The sequence below is a fragment of the Bacillus sp. FSL K6-1338 genome (assembly GCF_038006965.1).
Taxonomy (GTDB): Bacteria; Bacillota; Bacilli; order Bacillales; family Bacillaceae_G; genus Bacillus_A; species Bacillus_A thuringiensis_S.
In genome coordinates, this window is record NZ_JBBOWI010000001.1 from 436,971 (window position 1) to 456,258 (window position 19,288).

Below are 19,288 nucleotides of genomic sequence, written 5' to 3' on the forward strand. Positions count from 1 at the left end.
TAGGAACCTTTTTGTTTAATCGAACTTTAGTTTTTTTAATGCGTCTGCGAACGGGTTGTTTAATGGTTCTTCTTCTTTTTTCTGTTGTTTCATATATTTTTGAACGTCACGTTTATCAGCTTTGTTTCCAGATTCTTTTTTACGTCGCTCTTGGAATGTTGATAATTTCTCGCGATAGCCACATTTACATGCAAAGATTTGACCTGCACCTTCACCACGTAATTCTAGTTTCTTCTTACATTGCGGACAGCGAGCGTTTGTTGTACGAGATACATTTTTACGATGACCACATTCACGATCTTGGCATACGAGCATTTTTCCCTTTTTGCCGTTTACTTCTAGCATTGGTTTACCGCAGTCTGGACAAGACTTCGTTGAAATGTTGTCATGTTTATATTTTTTATCACTCGATTTAATTTCAGAAACAATTTCTTTCGTATAGTTCTTCATTTCAGAAATGAATACTTCTTTTTTCAGCTTACCTTTTGCGATAGCCTCAAGTTTTTGTTCCCATTCACCAGTTAGTGTAGGGGATTTTAACTCTTCTGGTACTAAATCAAGTAATTGACGACCTTTTGATGTAATGTGAATATCTTTACCACGTTTTTCAATTAAGAAAGAGTTGAAAAGTTTGTCGATAATATCTGCACGTGTCGCTACAGTACCTAATCCACCAGTCGATTTTAACGTATCAGCAAGTTGTTTATTTTGCGTATCCATATATTTTGTAGGATTCTCCATTGCTGAAAGTAAAGTTGCTTCATTAAAGCGTGCAGGTGCTTTCGTTTGACCTGATGTTTGCATAATTAACTTTACAGTTAATGTATCGCCCTTTTCGATGTGGGGTAGAAGCTGCTCTTTTACGTCATCAGTTACATCATCGTCTTCAAATCGATTTTCGTATACTTCCTTCCAACCAGCATGTAAAATTGTTTTTCCGCGTGCAATGAACGTTTCACTACCAACTTTGGTACGTAATGTTAGTTGCTCGTATTCGAATGCTGGGAATAAAACAGCTAAGAAACGTTTTACAACTAAATCATAAATTTTACGTTCTTTATCTGTGAATGCTGAGAAGTTAACGTATCCTTCTGTTGGAATAATCGCATGATGATCGCTTACTTTACTATCATCAACAAATGATTTATTAGCCTTGATAGGCTTTTGTAATACTTTATGTGCTAAAGGACGGTACTCTCCAATGCCACATGCTTTTAAACGTTCTGGAAGTGTTTCAACGATATCAGATGAAATGTAGCGTGAATCTGTACGAGGGTACGTTAGCACTTTATGTTGTTCATATAACTTCTGCATAATGTTTAATGTTTCTTTCGCAGAGTAACCGAACTTTTTATTTGCATCACGTTGTAATTCAGTTAAATCGTAAAGACCAGGAGAGAATGACTTCTTCTGTTTTTTATCAATTTCCACAACAGTAGCATGTTGTTTATCTAAACCTTTTACAATACCATCAATTTTTTCTTTATTAAAACTACGGCTATTGCCATTTGCATCTTGCCAAGTAAGTTTGAGTTTCTCCATCGTTTGAGCTTCGATGCCGTAGTAAGTTTGTGCTTTGAAGTTCTTGATTTCATCTTCACGACTAGCAATCATAGCGACAGTAGGCGTTTGTACACGACCGCAATTTAACTGAGCATTAAAGCGAGTCGTTAAAGCGCGAGTTGCATTAAGACCGATATACCAGTCAGCTTCTGAACGTGCAACTGCTGAAGCGTATAAATTGTCATAGGCTTTACCTGGTTTTAAATTTGCAAAACCATCTTTAATTGCTTTATCGGTTACAGAAGAAATCCATAAACGTTTGATTGGTTTGTTTAGCTTAACTTTATCGATGATCCAGCGTGCGACTAATTCCCCTTCACGTCCAGCGTCTGTTGCTACAATAATTTCATTTACATCTTTTCTAAGTAGCTGACTCTTTACAGCATTAAACTGTTTACCAGTTTGTTTAATAACCGTTAATTTCAAACGCTCTGGTAGCATCGGTAAATCTTCTAAATTCCACTGTTTATATTTCACATCATAGCTTTCTGGATCTGCTAATGTAACGAGATGACCTAAAGCCCAAGTTACAATATATTTACTACCCTCAAGATAGCCGTTTCCTTTTTTATCACACTTCAGTACACGAGCAATATCTCGTGCAACGGAAGGCTTTTCAGCGATTACAACGCTTTTTGACATATTAAAAACATCCTTTCAAATTTCCATAAGTTAAATATAGCATACATCTTCTTGAGATTCAGTTTCGCTTCATATTTGAGCTGTTTTTAGTGGAATGAACAAAATCCTCACTGATTAAAGTTTCACTTTATATAGAAAAGTAAAGAACTTGTTATTTTACTAGAATAAGAGTAGACTTTGAAGTAGATGAATAAGAAACACATGGGAGTTTGTGGATACAAACTGAGAGTATGGCTACTAGTCCGTCATTGACCATTTGAACCTGTTGGATAATGCCAGCGTAGGGAGAGTGTAAAAGCACATGTTCAGGCACTTTGCGTACGCGCGAAGTGCCTTTTTGTGTATCTCCCATCATTATAGTTAGGAGATGAAAAGGATGAATATGAAAGAAATTAGTAAAGTAGTGGATTTGGTGAGAGAATCTAATCCGCTCGTTCATAATATTACAAATGTTGTTGTAACAAATTTTACTGCTAACGGTTTGTTGGCACTTGGGGCATCGCCTGTAATGGCGTATGCAAAAGAAGAAGTAGCAGAAATGGCTAGCATTGCTGGAGCGTTAGTATTAAATATGGGAACACTTCGTCCTGAGGAAGTAGAAGCGATGTTACTTGCTGGTAAATCAGCAAATGTGAACAATGTGCCAGTACTATTTGATCCAGTTGGTGCAGGAGCAACTTCGTATCGAACAGAAGTTGCGAGACATATTCCAGCCGAAATAGATTTAGCAATTATCCGCGGCAATGCGGCTGAAATAGCAAACGTTATTAATGAGAAATGGGAAATTAAAGGGGTAGACGCTGGTACTGGAAATGGCAATGTTGTAAGTATTGCAAGGCAGGCAGCAGATGAACTAAATACAGTTGCTGTCATTACTGGAAAAGAAGATGTTGTTACAGATGGAGAGCGAACTGTTCTTATTCGAAATGGTCATCCTATTTTAACAAAGGTTACGGGAACAGGGTGTTTACTAACTTCGGTAATAGGAGCATTTGTAGCAGTAGAAAAAGATTATGTAAAAGCAGTAGTAGCCGCATTAACGTTTTATGGTGTAGCTGCGGAACTGGCAGCTGTTAAAACAGTAGAAAAAGGGCCGGGTAGTTTCCAAATTGAATTTTTAAATCAATTAGCGAATACAACTTCAGCTGATATTGAGAAGTATGGGAAGATTGAGGAGTTAGAGTAAGGGGGATGAAACATACGATGCGCATTGAAACAAAGAAAATGTCTAAGTTATTACAAGTGTATTTTATTATGGGAAGTAATAACTGCACGAGGGATCCTTTAGCTGTATTGAAAGAAGCGTTAGATGGTGGAGTGACACTTTTTCAGTTTCGCGAGAAGGGGGAAGGTTCTTTAATCGGAGGAGATAGAGTGCGCTTTGCAAAAGAATTGCAGACGCTTTGTAAGGAATATAGTGTTCCTTTCATTGTAAATGATGATGTAGAATTAGCCATTGAATTAGATGCAGATGGTGTTCATGTAGGACAAAATGATGAAGGGATTACATCTGTTCGTGAAAAAATGGGAGATAAAATTATCGGCGTATCTGCTCATACAATTGAAGAAGCACGCTTTGCAATCGAAAATGGAGCAGATTATTTAGGTGTTGGACCTATTTTCCCAACGAGTACGAAAAAAGATACGAAAGCGGTTCAAGGAACGAAAGGATTAGCTTATTTTAGAGAACAAGGAATTACAGTGCCAATCGTTGGTATTGGTGGGATTACAATTGAAAATACAGCGGCAGTTATAGAAGCGGGTGCGGACGGTGTTTCAGTTATTTCAGCAATTAGTTTAGCTGAATCTGCGTATGAAAGTACGAGAAAATTAGCTGAAGAAGTAAAGAGAAGTTTGTAGAAAAGGACATGTAGTATTTTAAGTGCTACATCGAGAAGTAGACTGCCCAAAAAATTTAAACAAACCCTTATTAAAAAAGCACAAACCTTTTTAAATAAGGGTTTGTGCTTTTTCTTTAAAACATAATAGAAATTAAAAGCATTCCAATTCCGATAGAAGTAAATGTTGCAATTAAGCCTGGAATCATAAAGCTATGATTTAATACGTATTTACCGATACCTGTTGTACCAGTACGGTCAAAGTTAATGGCAGCAACGATTGTCCCGTAGTTTGGAATGAAGAAATATCCGTTTACTGCAGGGAACATCGCAATCAGTAGTGCTGGTGGAATACCAAGGGATAGTCCAAGTGGCATTAAGGCACGTACTGTTGCTGCTTGGCTGTACAGTAAAATAGATAGAATGAATAGTGCGATGGCAAATAGCCAAGGTGCACTTGTTACTAAATGCTGAATAGATCCTTGAATCATATTTAAGTTTCCATTAAAGAAAGTATCTCCCATCCAAGCGATACCGAAAATAGCAACAACTGCTGTTGCTCCTGCTTTAAAGACGTTACCAGACACAATGCTTTCTACATTTGGTTTACAGAAAATAATAATAAGAGCCGCGATAGTTAACATAACCATCTCAATTGTGTTCGGCATGGAAAGACGGGCTAACTTCCCATCAACTATCCATCCTGGACGAAGTGCTTCAAATGAACCAAGAAGTACAACAAGGAAGGTTCCTACAAGGAAAAGGATAACTGATAATTTGGCGCCCTTTACACCTACAAATTCTTTTTTCTCTTCAAGCTTAGGAATCATTCCTTCTTTTAATCGTTTTAAGTATTCAGGGTCTTCATTTAATTCTTTTCCCATCTTACTAGCAACGAATGCTGCTAACATACAAGCAATGAAAGTAGAAGGAATACTCACTTTTAAAATATCTAATAAAGTGATTTTATAGTCAGCTAACATTGCTAAAAGAGCAACTGTGGCAGCTGAAATTGGGCTAGCTGTAATTGCTTGTTGAGAAGCGATTACGGCAATCGACATTGGGCGTTCCGGTCTAACCCCTGATTCACGAGAGACTTCTGCAATAACAGGAAGTACAGAATAGGCAACGTGACCAGTACCTGCACATAGTGTGAATAAATAAGTAACAATTGGAGCAAAAAAAGTAATACGCTTTGGATTTTTTCGTAATGCTTTTTCAGCTAGGTGAACAAGATAGTCCATTCCTCCAGCAGCTTGCAAAGCACCAGCGGCTGTAATTACTGCCAAAATCATAAGCATTACATCGATAGGAGGCGCGGTCGGTTGTAAGTGGAAGACAAAAACGAGTATTGCCATACCAACTCCACCCATTACTCCTAAACCAACTCCGCCTAGGCGTGCACCAATAAAAATACAGAGTAACAAGGTAAGAAATTGTAGCCAAAACATGATAAACTACCTCCGAAATTCATTAGTTAAGATATATTCGAATAGTTTAATTTGAATGAAAATTAAATAAATACCCGAAGAAATCCTTGTTATTTATACATTTTTTATTATATAACACAAAAAAAGTAACATTCACGTACTTTTTGAAATTATTTCGAAAAAGCAATTCGTTAAAAATTTGTATTTATATCTCTAAATAAGTAGACATTTTGATTTATATGTTGTAACCTTTGATAGAGAATATATGATTCTCATAGAACTCCCATATCGTTCAACTCGTTCAGCGAGAAAGGCAAACTGATGGAAACATGAGGACGCAAAACTACAGGAGCTAAGGTCGAAAGGCTATGCTAGCCAGTTACCGGACGGATAGGGTTGGTCTTGGCCAATGCTTTTACATTGGCTTTTTTTTATTCTCGAACATATTGAGAAACATCTTTAAACAAAATATTCATATATTTTGTTTTTTTGTTTAGAATCATTAAGGAAGGTGGATATTAATGAAAAAATATTGGCATAAGTTATCGTTCCTTCAAAAGAACGTCTTATTAACCGTATTAGTTATTTTGACACTTGTTGGAAGTATGGGCGCGTTAAGTTTCAACATGTTTCAAAATAGTATGATGTCTTTATTTGAAAGACAGTCTATTGAAACAGGAGAAATAGTGTTGAAAAAATTGGATGTAGAATTAGTTAGAGACATGGCGAAAGATCCTACAGCCGAAAAAGTGAAAAAAGAAAAGTTAACAGAGAAATTAGATGAAGTGTCAAAAGAATTGAAAAGTGTTGGACAAACGTATGTTACAGGAGCAAAGCCGAATGAAAAGCGAGAATTACAACTCGTTGGTTTGACTACAGAGTTAACAAATGCATTCCCTATAAAGCCGGGAGATTATTATGAACAACCCGCTCATTGGATGAAGGCGTACGATAAGGTCATTGATACGAAAAAGGCCCAAATGACAGAAGTATATGAAGATGAAATAGGTTCGTGGGTGACAATATTAGAACCAATTACAGATGGAGAAAACAATATTGTTGCAATTATTGCGGCTGACTTAGATGCTTCCATTGTTCCTATTACAAAAGAGAAGTTTATGATACAGGGCTTACTCTTTATCATTATTTCATTAGCAATTGCGACTATTACTCAATTCTTTATCGTGCGTCACTCGCTAGCTCCATTAAAAGATTTACGAGAAGGATTACGTAAAATTGGTGAAGGTGATTTAAGTATTAAATTAAAAGAAAGACCAGATGATATTGGAATTATTAATGTTTATTTCAATAACACGATTGAAAAATTTAAAGGGATTATAGATAAAGTAAGGCAAACTGCTGAGCAAGTTTCTTCTTCTTCACAAGAATTGTCGGCGAGTACAGAGGAAAACAGTATGGCAGTTCAAGAGATTGCAAGTTCTATTGAAGGTTTAAGAGTAGGGGCACAGTCTCAAAAAACTTCAGTACAACAATGTTTAGGAATTGTACATGGAATGGAAGATAAGGTAGAAGAGATAACTGGGGCTGCAAAACAAGTTGCGGTTGCTTCTGAAGGTATGGAGCAACATTCAATTGAAGGTAATGAAGTGATTGGACAAATTATTAATCAAATGAGTTTAATCCAAAATGCAGTACAGGATTTATCTTCCATCATTTATTCGTTAGAAACAAGGTCAAAAGAAATTAGTGATATCGTAACTGTAATTACAGGTATTTCAAATCAAACAAATTTATTAGCTTTAAATGCTTCTATTGAGGCTTCACGTGCTGGAGCAGCTGGAAGAGGGTTTGCAGTTGTTGCTGATGAAGTACGAAAATTAGCAGAACAAACTGAAGCGTCTGCAAAAGATATAGCGAAATTAATTGGTGAAACACAAGCTGAGACAGAAGATGCTGTAGTTTCAATGCAAAAAGGTTCAAAAGAAGTAGAAACTGGAATTTCACTTGTTCAAAGTAGTGGAGATTTCTTTGAAAAAATTTCAAAATCAGCGCAATCTGTTACAGATCAAGTAAAAGCTGTCTCTGGTAATTCGAGTGACATTTTACAAAATAGCCAGAATATTGTTCAAGTCGTAAATGAATTATCACATATTGCAAATACTTATGCCAACAGCAGTAGTAATGTTGAAGAAAGCATGAAAGAGCAAGAAATATCAGTACAAGATATTGCAGAATTAGCGACTTCTTTAAGTTGGCTTTCTCAGGAATTACAAGAGCTAATTGGTGAGTTTAAAAGTGAATAAGAAGAAAGATCAATTCTAATCGAAGGGGGATCCCCCTTTGATTATGAATTGAACTAATTTGCCCGTTAATAAGGGATGAAAAAGGTGTGAATTTTCACACCTTTATTATATTTGAGAGAGGAATTTACATAAATATGAAATTAGCAATTTCTTATAATGAGATGGTAAAAGAATTTTTAGGAAAAGTAGAAGGAAGTATTAAAATACCTAAAGATGTTCAAGGAACAGAATTTGGGGTAAAAAGAAAAACTGAACTATTTCCAAATTTGACTCACATTGTAGATTTAATAGGAGCGACTGCAACGTGGTTATATCATATTTCTAAAGAAAAACATATTGTCGTGCTTTATCATGTAAGAGGAAGTTTATTTCCGATTACTATTGAAATTTCTAATTTTCTCTCCTATGAAAGTTTGAATTTACAGATTGAAGAGCAACTGGAACAAATTAAAGAAATGAATGAGGAAGAAATAGAAGAGTTTCAAAACGGTAATACATTATATGAAATGTCACCTATTATTATTGGTGAAACATATTATGAGCTACAAGACACGAATACATTACAATTTGTATTCAGTAAAAATATGCAAAGCGTAGAAATAATATTTAATAGTGTTAATTGGAAAGAGACAACGATTACTCGTTATGCACAACAAATACAAGGTGTTTTAATCAATACATTACAAAATAATAATAATTATATAAATGATTTTAATGTTATTACAGAGGCCGAGATGGCACTTTATAGTCAAGTGAATGATACGACAGCAGTATATCCTGAGAAAAGTATCGTCGATATGTTCTATAATACTGTTACTCAATTTCCAAATCGCATAGCTTTATCTTCAAGGGAAGGTACTTTAACTTATGAGGAGCTAAATAAAAAAAGTAATCAAATAGCTCATATGTTAATTAAAAACGGCGTCCAATTAGGAGACTATGTTGGAATATTTATGAAACGTAGCATAGACACAGTAGTAAGTATGGTAGCTATATTAAAAGCTGGTGCAGCGTATGTTCCGATTGATCCAGATTATCCGGAAAGTAGAATACAGTACATTATTCAAGATAGCCAAGCGAAAGTTATATTGATGAAAGAGACGCCTATAACATGTGATGGGGTTCAAACAGTTTCAATGTATGATAGTGAAACTTGTGAAGATATAGATGTAAAGTTGTCTATTCATTGTGATGATGTAGCTTATATGATTTATACATCTGGTTCAACAGGGAATCCAAAGGGAACGATGTTAGCACATAGAGGCGTTGTTAATCTGTACATTTGGATGCAAAAGCAATATGAATTGACAGAAGAGGATGTATTTGCCCAATTTCCTTCCTTTAGTTTCGATGCTTCTGTATGGGAGTCATTTGCTTCTTTATTCTGTGGAGGAAACTTGTATGTATTATTAGAGGAAGAGCGATTGTCTGTAGAAGCATTTGCACATGCAATCTATAAAGTGAAAGCAACTTCGATCTTGGCATTAGCAACAATTTTTGTTCGACAAGTAGCAACTTATTTAGCAGAAGAAGATATATATAAGCTAGCTTCCCTAAAAAGAATTGCGATTGGCGGTGAAATGTTGCCTGTAGAGGTTATTAAATTGTGGAGAGAAAGAATAGGTACAAATGTTGAAATTCATAATGTATACGGACCGACAGAATGTACAGTAGTGACGACAACTTATAAAATACCTAGTCAGTTAAATGAGGATGTTGCGAGTATTCCCATTGGTAAACCATGTTCTAATTATCAAGTTATGATTTTGGATGAGAATATGAATCTTTGTCCAATTGGTGTACCTGGTGAATTATATATAGATTCAGTAGGATTAGCAAAAGGGTATTTTAATAAACCTAATAAAACAATTGAAGCTTTTATTCCGAACCCTTTTAATCCTATAGTTAATATATATAAAACAGGTGATATTGTTAAGTTGTTAGAGGATGGAAATATAGAATTTTTACATCGGAAAGATGATCAAGTAAAAATTAGAGGACATCGTATTGAACTAGGAGAAATCCAAAGTAAAATTTCTCAAAATCATAATATAAAAGAAAATGCTGTTTTTGCTAAGAAGAGTAAGGAAGGTAGCCAATATTTAATCGCGTTCTATACAACTTTAAATAAAAAAGAAATACCAGAATTAGTTTATCAGTTACAAGAGCAATTACCAGATTATATGGTGCCATCTAAACTAATTTATATTAATGAATTACCACTTACACCTAATAAAAAGATTGATGTTAAGAAGTTAGCTCAGTTAGAAGAAAAGTATGAACCGGTTCGTCTACAAGAATATGTTGCACCTTCTAATAAAGCAGAAAAACAAATAGCGCGCGCTTGGGCGGAAGTATTAGGAATTTCAAAAGTTGGAGTGCATGATGATTTCTTTACAATTGGTGGACATTCATTGAAAGTATTACGAGTCTTAACATTGTTAAAAGAAGATTTCTCACATTTAACAATTCAAGATTTCTTTAAAGAAAGAACGATATATGGATTAGCTCGAATTGAGCGAGAAGTAAAAGTAGAGAAAGAAGAAGTATTTCGTGAATATAAAGTGATTCACGAACCGGATACTATTACGTATGCAAACGTTTTGGAAGAAACCCAGATTTCAAATGTCTTTTTAACAGGAGCTACTGGTTATTTAGGATCACACATATTATATGAATTGCTGAGAGATACATCTGCTACTATTTATTGTTTAGTAAGACCAACCAAAGATGTGCAGCAAAGAATTATAGATACATTAACAGCTTACTTTAATGATATATGTGAAGAATGGTTACAGCGTATACAGGCCGTAGCTGGTGATCTGGGAGAAGAGTATCTTGGGATGAGCGAAGAAGAATTTATGTTCATCAGTTCTAAGATGGATACGATAATTCATTGCGGTGCAGATGTAAGACATTTTGGAGATGTAAAACAATTTGAAAATATAAATGTCCAAGGAACTAGCCGTATGCTAGCATTAGTGGAAAAAGATGCTACATTCCATTTTATTTCTACGATTGGTATCCCGTTAGAATTAGCAGTAGATCAATGGGATACATACATGAAAACTGGTGATTTTAATTACAGTGTAGACTTAGAGAATGTATATTCAAATAGTAAACTACAAGCGGAAAACATTGTTCGTGAAGCAATGAAAAATGGTTTGCGTGGAAATATTTATCGTGCAGGTAATTTAGCATGTCATTCAGAAACAGGTTCGTTCCAACAAAATATTGAAGGAAACGCATTTTATCGTCTTATTAAAACAATGCTATTAATTGGAAAAGCACCAAATGTGAAGTGGAAAGTTGATTTCACACCAATTGATTTTGCTAGTAAATCAATTGTAACGTATGTACAAGATTCACAAATAGATGGAGAAACATTGCACATCTGTCATCCACATCAAATTGAGTTTGAACAATTTATACAGCTAATTGGAGAGTGTGGATACAATCTTGAACTGGTTACACTTTCAGAATATGAAAATGCCGGACTTGAATTAGCAAAGGGAAATGAAGTAATAGCAGAGTTAATTGCTTCTCAAGTTGCAGGAGATGGAGCGCAGCAATCTGAAATTGTAATGGGTACGCGTAGAACGAATGAATGGATTAAGAAAAAAGAATTGAAAGTACCAGCAATTAATAAAGAATTTATACAGCAGTTATTAGCTCATGGTGAAAAAGTTGGTTATTTTCCAAAAATAATGAAATGATTATGCATGCTTTTGTTTGTTCAATAAAATAAATCATGCTACAATGAAAACGAATTAAGGACCGGGGAGCCAATTGGCTGAGAGGATGTAAGTAAACATCGACCCTCAACCTGATCTGGATAATGCCAGCGTAGGGAGTTACTTAAAGTGATGTAGCATATGTTATTCTATAATAACTTGCATACAAGGCTTTCCTACGCAGTAGGAAAGCCTTTTCTTATTTTTGAAATTTAATTTTATAAGGGGGATTTTATTATGTCACAACAAGTTACAATGTCATTTTCAGTAGTACCACAAGCGAAAACGAAAGATGTATATTCTGTTGTCGATAAAGCAATTGAAGTTGTGCAACAATCGGGAGTTCGTTATGAAGTAGGGGCAATGGAAACAACTTTGGAAGGAGAATTAGATGTACTTCTTGATGTCGTTAAACGTGCACAACAAGCTTGCGTCGATGCTGGAGCAGAAGAAGTGATTACTTCTATTAAAATCCATTATCGTCCAAGCACTGGTGTAACGATAGATGAAAAGGTTTGGAAGTACCGTGATGAATATGCAAAACCAGAAGCAATCTAAACTTATTACAACTATTTGGCTTATCCTTCTCATTGCGATATGGGAAGGATCTGTTTCATTATTTAAAATCGAACCGTGGATTTTACCAAAGCCTTCTGCCATTGTTCAAGAATTAATTGGGATGAAAGATTTACTATTACCAAATACGATGCAAACACTGCAGGAAGTTATAATTGGACTATTCTTTGCAATTTTATTGGGGACGAGCATCGCAATTATTATGGACGTTATACCGTTATTTCGTATTTTAATAAATCCATTGCTCGTTATTTCGCAAACAATTCCAATTGTTGTACTTGCACCACTATTTATTATTTGGTTTGGATATGGGATGTTGCCGAAAGTAATGGTCGTAATACTCGTTTGTTTCTTCCCAATTGCGCTTAGTATTTTAGAAGGTTTTCAAACAGTAGATAAAAACATGTTGAAGCTGTTACAAACAATGAAGGCGACGAAATGGCAAGTTTACCAGAAAGTAAAATTTCCAGCAGTGCTTCCATACTTTTTCTCAGGCTTAAAAATTGCAGTTACATATAGCGTAATGGGGGCAATTATCGGAGAATGGCTCGGTGCAAGTGAAGGATTAGGCGTTATGCTTACGAGGGCTACAAAATCATTTTTGACTGCTCGAGTATTTGGTGTTGCAGCAATCATCGTTATGGTGACATTGTGCCTGTATTTTATCGTAGAGTTTATGGCAAGAATAACAGCACCATGGATATATAGAAAGGACGGCAGAAAATGAAAAAAGGTTTGAAAGTTATGTTAGCTGCCTTATTAGCGGTAGGTGTGGCTGGATGTAATCCGGCGAAGAAAGAAGAAAGTGCAAGTAAAGATCAAAAAGTAAAAGTAGTATTAGATTGGTTTCCAAATACGAATCATACTGGCTTATATGTAGCACAAACGAAAGATTATTACAAAAAGCAAGGATTAGATGTAGAAATTATTCAACCGGGTGACAATGTAACAGCAGAGCAAATGATAGCATCAGGAAAAGCAGACTTCGCAATAAGCGCACAAGAAAATGTAACGTTAGCTCGTGTGGAAGGAATTCCTGTTGTATCTGTAGGAGCGATTATTCAGCATAACACTTCAGCGTTTGCATCGCTTAAGAAAGATAATATGACGTCACCGAAAGATTTTGAAGGTAAACGTTATGGCGGCTGGGGAGGACCAGCGGAAGAAGCGACATTAAAGACGATTATGGATAAGCATCAAGCTGATTTTAATAAAGTTGAAAAAATCATCTTAGGACAAACAGATTTCTTTAAATCAATCGGTCGTGATGCAGATTTCGAATGGATTTATTACGGTTGGGATGGTATTGAAGCGAAGCGCCAAGGAAAAGAGTTAAATACGATTATGGTGAAGGACTTAGATCCAGCGCTTGATTTCTATAGTCCTGTTATTATTACGAGTGAAAAACATACGAAGCAAGATAAAGACTTTGTGAAAAAGTTTATGAGTGCAACAACAGAAGGTTATAATTTTGCAATTAAGGAACCGAAAGAAGCTGCTGATATTCTAATTAAAGCTGTTCCAGATGTAAATAAAGATTTAGTTCAAGAAAGCCAGAAATGGTTAAGTACGAAGTATCAAGATGATGCGAAAGCATGGGGAGTACAGAAGGAAGAAATTTGGACGAATTACATGAATTTCTTATATGACAACAAAGTTATTAAAAAGAAAATCGATGTAAAAGATGCTTTTACAAATGAATTCCTTCCAAGTGAAAAATGAGCGGATTACAAATAAAAAATATAGTGAAATCTTTCGACGGAAAGAATGTATTAGAGAATATTAGTGCCTCTATACAAGAGGGAGAGTTTGTTTCCTTTGTAGGACCGAGTGGTTGCGGGAAAAGCACATTATTAAACATGATTGCAAATGTTGAAAAACCAACAAGCGGGAACGTAATGTATAAAGATAAGCAAGTACAAGAGCAAGATGTTGTTAGTTATATGCCACAACAAGATTTATTACTACCGTGGCGATCAGCTTTGCAAAATATCGTTCTTCCGTTAGAAATTGAAGGAAAGCCGAAAAAACAAAGGCTGACAGAAGGAATGGAAGCATTAAAGCAGTTCGAACTAGATGAATATGCAGACCATTATCCAGATGAATTGTCTGGTGGTATGCGTCAAAGAATTAGTTTTCTGCGCACATATTTATGTGAAAAGCCAATTATGCTGCTTGATGAGCCTTTTGGAAAGTTAGATGCATTTACAAAAATGGAAGTACATAGCTGGCTTTTAAACTCTTGGCATCAAGAGAAGCAAACAATCGTTATGGTTACACATGACTTAGATGAGGCAATCTTGCTTTCAGATCGCGTATTTATTTTATCTCAAAGACCAGCGTCAATTGTTGGCGAGGTACAAGTGAAATTACCTAGACCGAGAACGATGGATATGTTAACATCACTCGAATTAAAAAAGGATAAAGAAGAGATTTTAAGTGTGTTAGCTCCTTATATGAAAAAATAGAAAAAGCCTTTTAACAGTTGTTAGTATAATTACTGTTAAGAGGCTTTTTTTAGAATATGAAAAGATGGAGAAGGAACAAAAGGGAAAATAGAGAATAGAATATAACAGAGTAGTTTATACTCTTAATATAACAAATGTTAAAGGAGTGAAAGGATAAAATGACTTTATCAACTGTTCTTCAAATGGTTTTAGCTTGATATGGGAGAAGTCTGCCCATTTTTTAAGATTAAGCTAAATTGAAGACAGCAGGTAAAGAACCTTAATCCTTTTTTACGATAATATGTAATGGGTAAGGTGTATTCACCTTACCCATTTTTATATGCATAATTAAATAAGGATTCATACTGTTGGTCTCTCTATTTAGCTTATGGACGATAAGTAAAGGAGAGAAAAAAATGAGTATATTAACAGTAGAAAATTTAAGTCATTCGTATGGTGAGAAAACCATCTTATATAATGCATGCTTTCGATTATTAAAGGGGGAGCATGTTGGGTTAGTAGGGAAAAATGGGATTGGAAAATCAACACTGCTAAGAATTTTAACAGGAGAACTTATACATGATGATGGGAACATTGAATGGTTTCCACATGTAAAGGTTGGATTTTTGCAGCAGCATATAGATTTACAAGAAGGAATAACAATTGCAGGATACTTGCAAAGTGCATTTTCTAACTTGTATGCGATTGAATATGAAATGTTAAAAATTGCAGAAGAGATGGCTGAAGCAGTAGAAGTAGAAAAATTGTTAGTAAGGTATGGAGAGTTACAAACTATATTGGAAAACTCTAATTTCTATCAAATTCATACAGAAATTGAAGAAGTGGCAATTGGTTTAGGGCTGTTTGAAATAGGATTGGAAAAGGATGTTTCAAAGTTAAGTGGAGGACAGCGGACAAAGTTATTACTAGGAAAGCTTCTTCTAGAAAAAGCTGATGTTTTATTGCTAGATGAACCAACGAACTATTTAGATACAGCACATATAGAATGGTTGCAATCGTACTTGAAACTGTACGAAAAAGCTTATATTATCATTTCGCATGATGAAGTATTTTTGAACAATATTACGAATGTCATTTACCATCTAGAAGAACGAAAAGTTAAGCGATATGTAGGGGATTATGAAAAGTTTTTACAAAGTTACCAAGTACAAAGGAAACAATTACAATCGGCGTATGTGAAACAACAAAAAGAAATTGCTCAGTTAGAAACATTTATTCAAAAAAATAAGATTCGAAAAGCAAAACAGGCAAAAAGTCGAGAGAAAGTATTGGAGAAAATGCAAAGGGTTGAAAAGGTTAATAATATACCTCGGTCCCGTTTTGCTTTTACTGTTTATAATGAACCAGTAAGTCGTATATTACAGGCTGAGAAACTAAGAGTGGGTTATAGTGAGCCGTTATTTCCAGGCTTGAATTTACAAGTGAAAAAAGGAGAAAAGATAGCTGTTGTTGGTCATAACGGTATTGGAAAAACGACAATGTTAAAGACGTTATTAGGTCAAATAAAGCCGCTAAGCGGTTCAATTTTTGTTGGGGAACGAGTAAATCCTGCTTATTTTGCACAGGAAGAGTTTGCTTCAGAAATAACACCATTAGAGAAAGTTTGGGCAGAGCGACCAGATATGACAAAGAAAGAAGTGCGCCAAGCATTAGCGAAGTGTGGATTGAAAGAAGAACATGTATTAAAACCTATTCATTTATTAAGCGGTGGAGAGCAAACGAAAGTGCGTTTATGTGAACTCATCGCAACGAAAAGCAATGTTTTAATTTTAGACGAACCGACTAATCATTTGGATGTAGAAACTAAGATGGCTTTAAAAGAAGCGTTACAACAATATAAAGGAACGGTTTTAATTGTCTCACATGAACCTTCTTTCTATGAATCGTGGATAACAAAAGTATGGAATATAGAAGAGTGGAATGCTGAACAATATGAATAAAGAAAAGACATTAGCTTTTATGAGCTAATGTCTTTTCTTTGTGATTAACATGATTTTCGAGAACTCTTACATGAGAATTGTATGAAGAAGCACTCTTATGGTGCGCTTATAAGCGTGCTTTTTCTTTTGTTATATTTATAATAATACGAAAGCCTTTCCCTAACAGGTGACTATCTTTCTTTATATATATAGATAGTTCAAAGTGGAATGAAAATAATTCCTATATGTAAAGAATAATGTGGATATTATAGGAAGACAATAGAAATTAAAGGAAATTCATGTAAAATTCAAATTAACTTCATATCAACTTCATAGTAGAAATTAATTATAATAGGTTATTGTGATGCTTTTTATTTTTCATAAAATTAAAAGTTTGAATTTAGGAGGTATTGCTCAAACCTAAATTCAAACTTTAGTGAAATAATTAATGGATATTACGTCTAGTTTTCGCTAATGACGGCATTTAAAAGTTCGGCAGGATTACCTGTTCCTGCACCACCAATTGTAATAGATCCGCCAGGAGGAATTTCGCCATTCCATCCTGCGTTCGTAATTACATAATGATTATTTGTTTTACTATTAATTTTAGAATCCCAAACTTGTGTTAAATTGCCGCTATAATCAAATTCTAATTTCCAATTTTTAATAGGGGTCGTTCCATTATTTTTGATTATAATCGAGAAGTTATAACCGCTGCCCCAATTCGAAGTGACTGAAAATGTAGTAGTGCCATTTCCATCAGGAGGTGTCGTATTAGCTTCATCTGTTTTGACAGTAAGAGCGGTAGGTTGTGATTTATTTCCAGTAGCATCTTTGGCAATTACTGAAAATGTGTATTCCGTATTAGGTTTTAAGTTTTTAATTGTAATGCTATTTGTTGTTGCACTCCATTTTTCTTCTCCGGCAGTAATTTCGTATTCAGTAACGCCTACGTTATCAGTGGATGCAGTCCAACTTAATTGAACTGAGCTTGAATTTTTATTCGTAACTACAATATTTTTAACATTTGTTGGTGGCTCAGTATCTTTTTGACTAATAGGTCCACCAAGTAATTCTTTTACTAGCGTATCAAGTAATTTTGGACCACTACAACTATATTTTGGACTTGTACGGCAATCCCCGCTTAGTTCCCAAAACATTGCTCCACTTAAACCCTTCGTCTTTATATAGTCTGTTTTATATTTCATAGATTCATTGTCATCGTAGCTAATAAATGTGCCTGTAGTCGCATTATATAAGTAAGGTACTTTAGCTGTGTCATTCCAGTAGCGTACAAAACCATTTTTATTAACGTAATTGGCTGCTAAATCACCGTAATCATACACACCTGTGTCACCGGTAGAATAATCATCCCAAGTACCTTTAGAAGCAAGTTTCCCATCACTACCTGGTTTGCAAGGTTGATATTGTCCGTTATTTTCTTTTCCACAACTTTTCCAGCCACGTCCGTAAAAAGGTACGCCTAATACTAGTTTATCCACTGGAACACCTTCATTGGTATAAACGTCTATAGCACCATCTACGTAAAAATTCGTATTTGCTGCTGGGTCATTTGGATCCTTGTATAGAGCTGCATTATGATTAGAAGTAGCTTCCCATCCACCGTGGAAATCATATGTCATAATATTAATCCAATCGAGTATTTGAGAAATTTTCTTTAGCTCTGTATGATCAGCGTAGCGTTGACTTGCACCTGACGCGATTGTTAGTAAATATTGTTTGCCATCTTCAGCACCTGCTTTATTCAAAGCATTTCGGACGTCTTGAAGAAGAAGAGTGAAATTTTGTTTATCTTCAGGACGATAACTACCACCAGGAATTGTTTCAACGCCCGGATATTCCCAGTCTAAATCTACGCCATCAAATCCATATGCGCGAAGAAAAGCTACTGTAGATTCGGCAAATACTTTTCTTGTCTTTTCATCAGCGGCCATATCAGAAAAGCGGTTAGACCAAGTCCAGCCACCAACGGAAATTATTGTTTTTAAATGAGGATATTTAGCTTTTAATCGTTTTAGTTCTCCGAAATTTCCGCAACGGGCATATTTATCGCAATCTTCCCAAGTTGTACCTGAGCCAGGATACGATTTGGTAACATCAGCCCATGGTTCACCGAGTACGAGAGTACCATTAGGAACCTCTTTATTTTGCAATGGTACACCAGATTCTTTACAGTTCCACGTTTGTTTATTTGGATTATCCGGATGGGTAGAAGGATTTCCATGTTTTCCATTCCAACAAATATCCGCGAAAGCATAGTTAAGGTGAGTAAGTTTTGATGCATCAATGTCAGCAACTTGATAATTACGTCCGTAAACGCCCCACGAAGGAAAGTACCCAACAATTTTTTGACTTTGCTTTGGTGAATCTGCTAATGCGAGATTTGGAGTAATAAAATTTGTGAGAAAAAGAGGTAAGAAAAGTAGTAGAGATAGTAATAGCAGTGTGAATTTTTGAGACCTCATAGCCATTTCTCCTTTCAAAATAAAAGATATATTTAAAGGCATACGCCAATAAATCAAAATGAATCTAGACGTATGAAACGTCTAGATAAAATGATCAGACATCACGAAGTCTATACAAGGGAGCTGGGGGTGATTAAATCGTAACAAATGTAAGATTTAGTGTAAACGCTTTATTAAGTTGAAAAAGACTTTCTCAATACAAAAAGGCTTGAATACAAACTATATATGAAAACGAAAGGTCGGTATGGGAGGAAATAGCTCATTATAAATAAATTTGAGAAAAAATTGTATGGAGCCAATTATTAAAGACGTAGAAAGATAAGGAAATATCATGTAAAATAATAGTAAAAATATGTAAAGGAGGGAAT

Annotated in this window: 12 protein-coding genes and 3 riboswitches; of the genes, 9 read left to right on the forward strand and 3 right to left on the reverse strand. The window is 35.1% G+C overall.

Annotation, left to right across the window (positions count from 1 at the left end; translation table 11 throughout):
* Positions 1 to 15 precede the first annotated feature (15 nt).
* Positions 16 to 2,205, reverse strand: coding sequence for a DNA topoisomerase III (gene topB / locus NZ044_RS02385; RefSeq protein ID WP_098506761.1), 2,190 nt, complete (start codon positions 2,203 to 2,205; stop codon positions 16 to 18).
* A gap of 191 nt (positions 2,206 to 2,396) precedes the next feature.
* Positions 2,397 to 2,509: riboswitch (TPP riboswitch) on the forward strand.
* Positions 2,510 to 2,581: 72 nt separating this feature from the next.
* On the opposite strand from topB, the gene thiM reads away from it, so the two are divergent.
* Together thiM and thiE are read left to right on the forward strand one after the other, a co-directional pair.
* Positions 2,582 to 3,391, forward strand: a complete 810-nt coding sequence (gene thiM, locus NZ044_RS02390) for a hydroxyethylthiazole kinase (RefSeq protein WP_001056107.1) — start codon at positions 2,582 to 2,584, stop codon at positions 3,389 to 3,391.
* A 5-nt stretch (positions 3,392 to 3,396) separates the two neighbouring features.
* A complete protein-coding gene (gene thiE / locus NZ044_RS02395; RefSeq protein ID WP_003255464.1) occupies positions 3,397 to 4,065 on the forward strand; it encodes a thiamine phosphate synthase in 669 nt (222 codons plus the stop codon).
* Between the two features lie 115 nt (positions 4,066 to 4,180).
* Here thiE and NZ044_RS02400 read toward each other — a convergent pair whose 3' ends face one another.
* Complete coding sequence (locus tag NZ044_RS02400; RefSeq protein WP_000498722.1) at positions 4,181 to 5,494, reverse strand: anaerobic C4-dicarboxylate transporter family protein; 1,314 nt, start codon at positions 5,492 to 5,494, stop codon at positions 4,181 to 4,183.
* Positions 5,495 to 5,775: 281 nt separating this feature from the next.
* Positions 5,776 to 5,860: riboswitch (cyclic di-GMP riboswitch) on the forward strand.
* 134 nt (positions 5,861 to 5,994) lie between these two features.
* Here NZ044_RS02400 and NZ044_RS02405 point away from each other — a divergent pair.
* The 7 genes from NZ044_RS02405 (at position 5,995) to NZ044_RS02435 (ending at position 16,455) form a co-directional block, all read left to right on the forward strand.
* Complete coding sequence (locus NZ044_RS02405; RefSeq protein WP_000761081.1) at positions 5,995 to 7,737, forward strand: methyl-accepting chemotaxis protein; 1,743 nt, start codon at positions 5,995 to 5,997, stop codon at positions 7,735 to 7,737.
* 134 nt (positions 7,738 to 7,871) lie between these two features.
* Positions 7,872 to 11,453, forward strand: a complete 3,582-nt coding sequence (locus NZ044_RS02410) for a non-ribosomal peptide synthetase family protein (RefSeq protein ID WP_098506760.1) — start codon at positions 7,872 to 7,874, stop codon at positions 11,451 to 11,453.
* Between the two features lie 52 nt (positions 11,454 to 11,505).
* Positions 11,506 to 11,607: riboswitch (TPP riboswitch) on the forward strand.
* Between the two features lie 101 nt (positions 11,608 to 11,708).
* Positions 11,709 to 12,029, forward strand: coding sequence for an MTH1187 family thiamine-binding protein (locus NZ044_RS02415; protein WP_000082906.1), 321 nt, complete (start codon positions 11,709 to 11,711; stop codon positions 12,027 to 12,029).
* The gene (locus NZ044_RS02420) at positions 12,001 to 12,774 is read left to right on the forward strand and encodes an ABC transporter permease (protein WP_001057166.1); all 774 of its coding nucleotides are present in this window, start codon (positions 12,001 to 12,003) and stop codon (positions 12,772 to 12,774) included. The genes NZ044_RS02415 and NZ044_RS02420 overlap by 29 nt, the downstream gene beginning before the upstream one ends.
* Positions 12,771 to 13,769 (forward strand): ABC transporter substrate-binding protein, encoded by a 999-nt coding sequence (locus NZ044_RS02425; protein WP_000715556.1) that lies wholly within the window; start codon positions 12,771 to 12,773, stop codon positions 13,767 to 13,769. The genes NZ044_RS02420 and NZ044_RS02425 overlap by 4 nt, the downstream gene beginning before the upstream one ends.
* Positions 13,766 to 14,515, forward strand: a complete 750-nt coding sequence (locus tag NZ044_RS02430) for an ABC transporter ATP-binding protein (protein WP_000016079.1) — start codon at positions 13,766 to 13,768, stop codon at positions 14,513 to 14,515. Before NZ044_RS02425 ends, NZ044_RS02430 begins: the two co-directional genes overlap by 4 nt.
* A 395-nt stretch (positions 14,516 to 14,910) precedes the next feature.
* Entirely contained in the window at positions 14,911 to 16,455 is a 1,545-nt protein-coding gene (locus NZ044_RS02435) for an ABC-F family ATP-binding cassette domain-containing protein (protein WP_000025945.1), read from the forward strand.
* A gap of 440 nt (positions 16,456 to 16,895) precedes the next feature.
* Here NZ044_RS02435 and NZ044_RS02440 read toward each other — a convergent pair whose 3' ends face one another.
* Positions 16,896 to 18,920, reverse strand: a complete 2,025-nt coding sequence (locus NZ044_RS02440; RefSeq protein ID WP_098506759.1) for a glycosyl hydrolase family 18 protein — start codon at positions 18,918 to 18,920, stop codon at positions 16,896 to 16,898.
* Between the last annotated feature and the right edge of the window lie 368 nt (positions 18,921 to 19,288).

Coding starts and splice junctions, on each gene's coding strand:
- topB (WP_098506761.1), bottom strand. CDS start 2,205: ATGTCAAAAAGCGTTGTAATCGCTGAAAAGCCTTCCGTTGCACGAGAT.
- thiE (WP_003255464.1), top strand. CDS start 3,397: ATGAAACATACGATGCGCATTGAAACAAAGAAAATGTCTAAGTTATTA.
- thiM (WP_001056107.1), top strand. CDS start 2,582: ATGAATATGAAAGAAATTAGTAAAGTAGTGGATTTGGTGAGAGAATCT.
- NZ044_RS02400 (WP_000498722.1), bottom strand. CDS start 5,494: ATGTTTTGGCTACAATTTCTTACCTTGTTACTCTGTATTTTTATTGGT.
- NZ044_RS02410 (WP_098506760.1), top strand. CDS start 7,872: ATGAAATTAGCAATTTCTTATAATGAGATGGTAAAAGAATTTTTAGGA.
- NZ044_RS02435 (WP_000025945.1), top strand. CDS start 14,911: ATGAGTATATTAACAGTAGAAAATTTAAGTCATTCGTATGGTGAGAAA.
- NZ044_RS02430 (WP_000016079.1), top strand. CDS start 13,766: ATGAGCGGATTACAAATAAAAAATATAGTGAAATCTTTCGACGGAAAG.
- NZ044_RS02405 (WP_000761081.1), top strand. CDS start 5,995: ATGAAAAAATATTGGCATAAGTTATCGTTCCTTCAAAAGAACGTCTTA.
- NZ044_RS02415 (WP_000082906.1), top strand. CDS start 11,709: ATGTCACAACAAGTTACAATGTCATTTTCAGTAGTACCACAAGCGAAA.
- NZ044_RS02420 (WP_001057166.1), top strand. CDS start 12,001: ATGAATATGCAAAACCAGAAGCAATCTAAACTTATTACAACTATTTGG.
- NZ044_RS02425 (WP_000715556.1), top strand. CDS start 12,771: ATGAAAAAAGGTTTGAAAGTTATGTTAGCTGCCTTATTAGCGGTAGGT.
- NZ044_RS02440 (WP_098506759.1), bottom strand. CDS start 18,920: ATGAGGTCTCAAAAATTCACACTGCTATTACTATCTCTACTACTTTTC.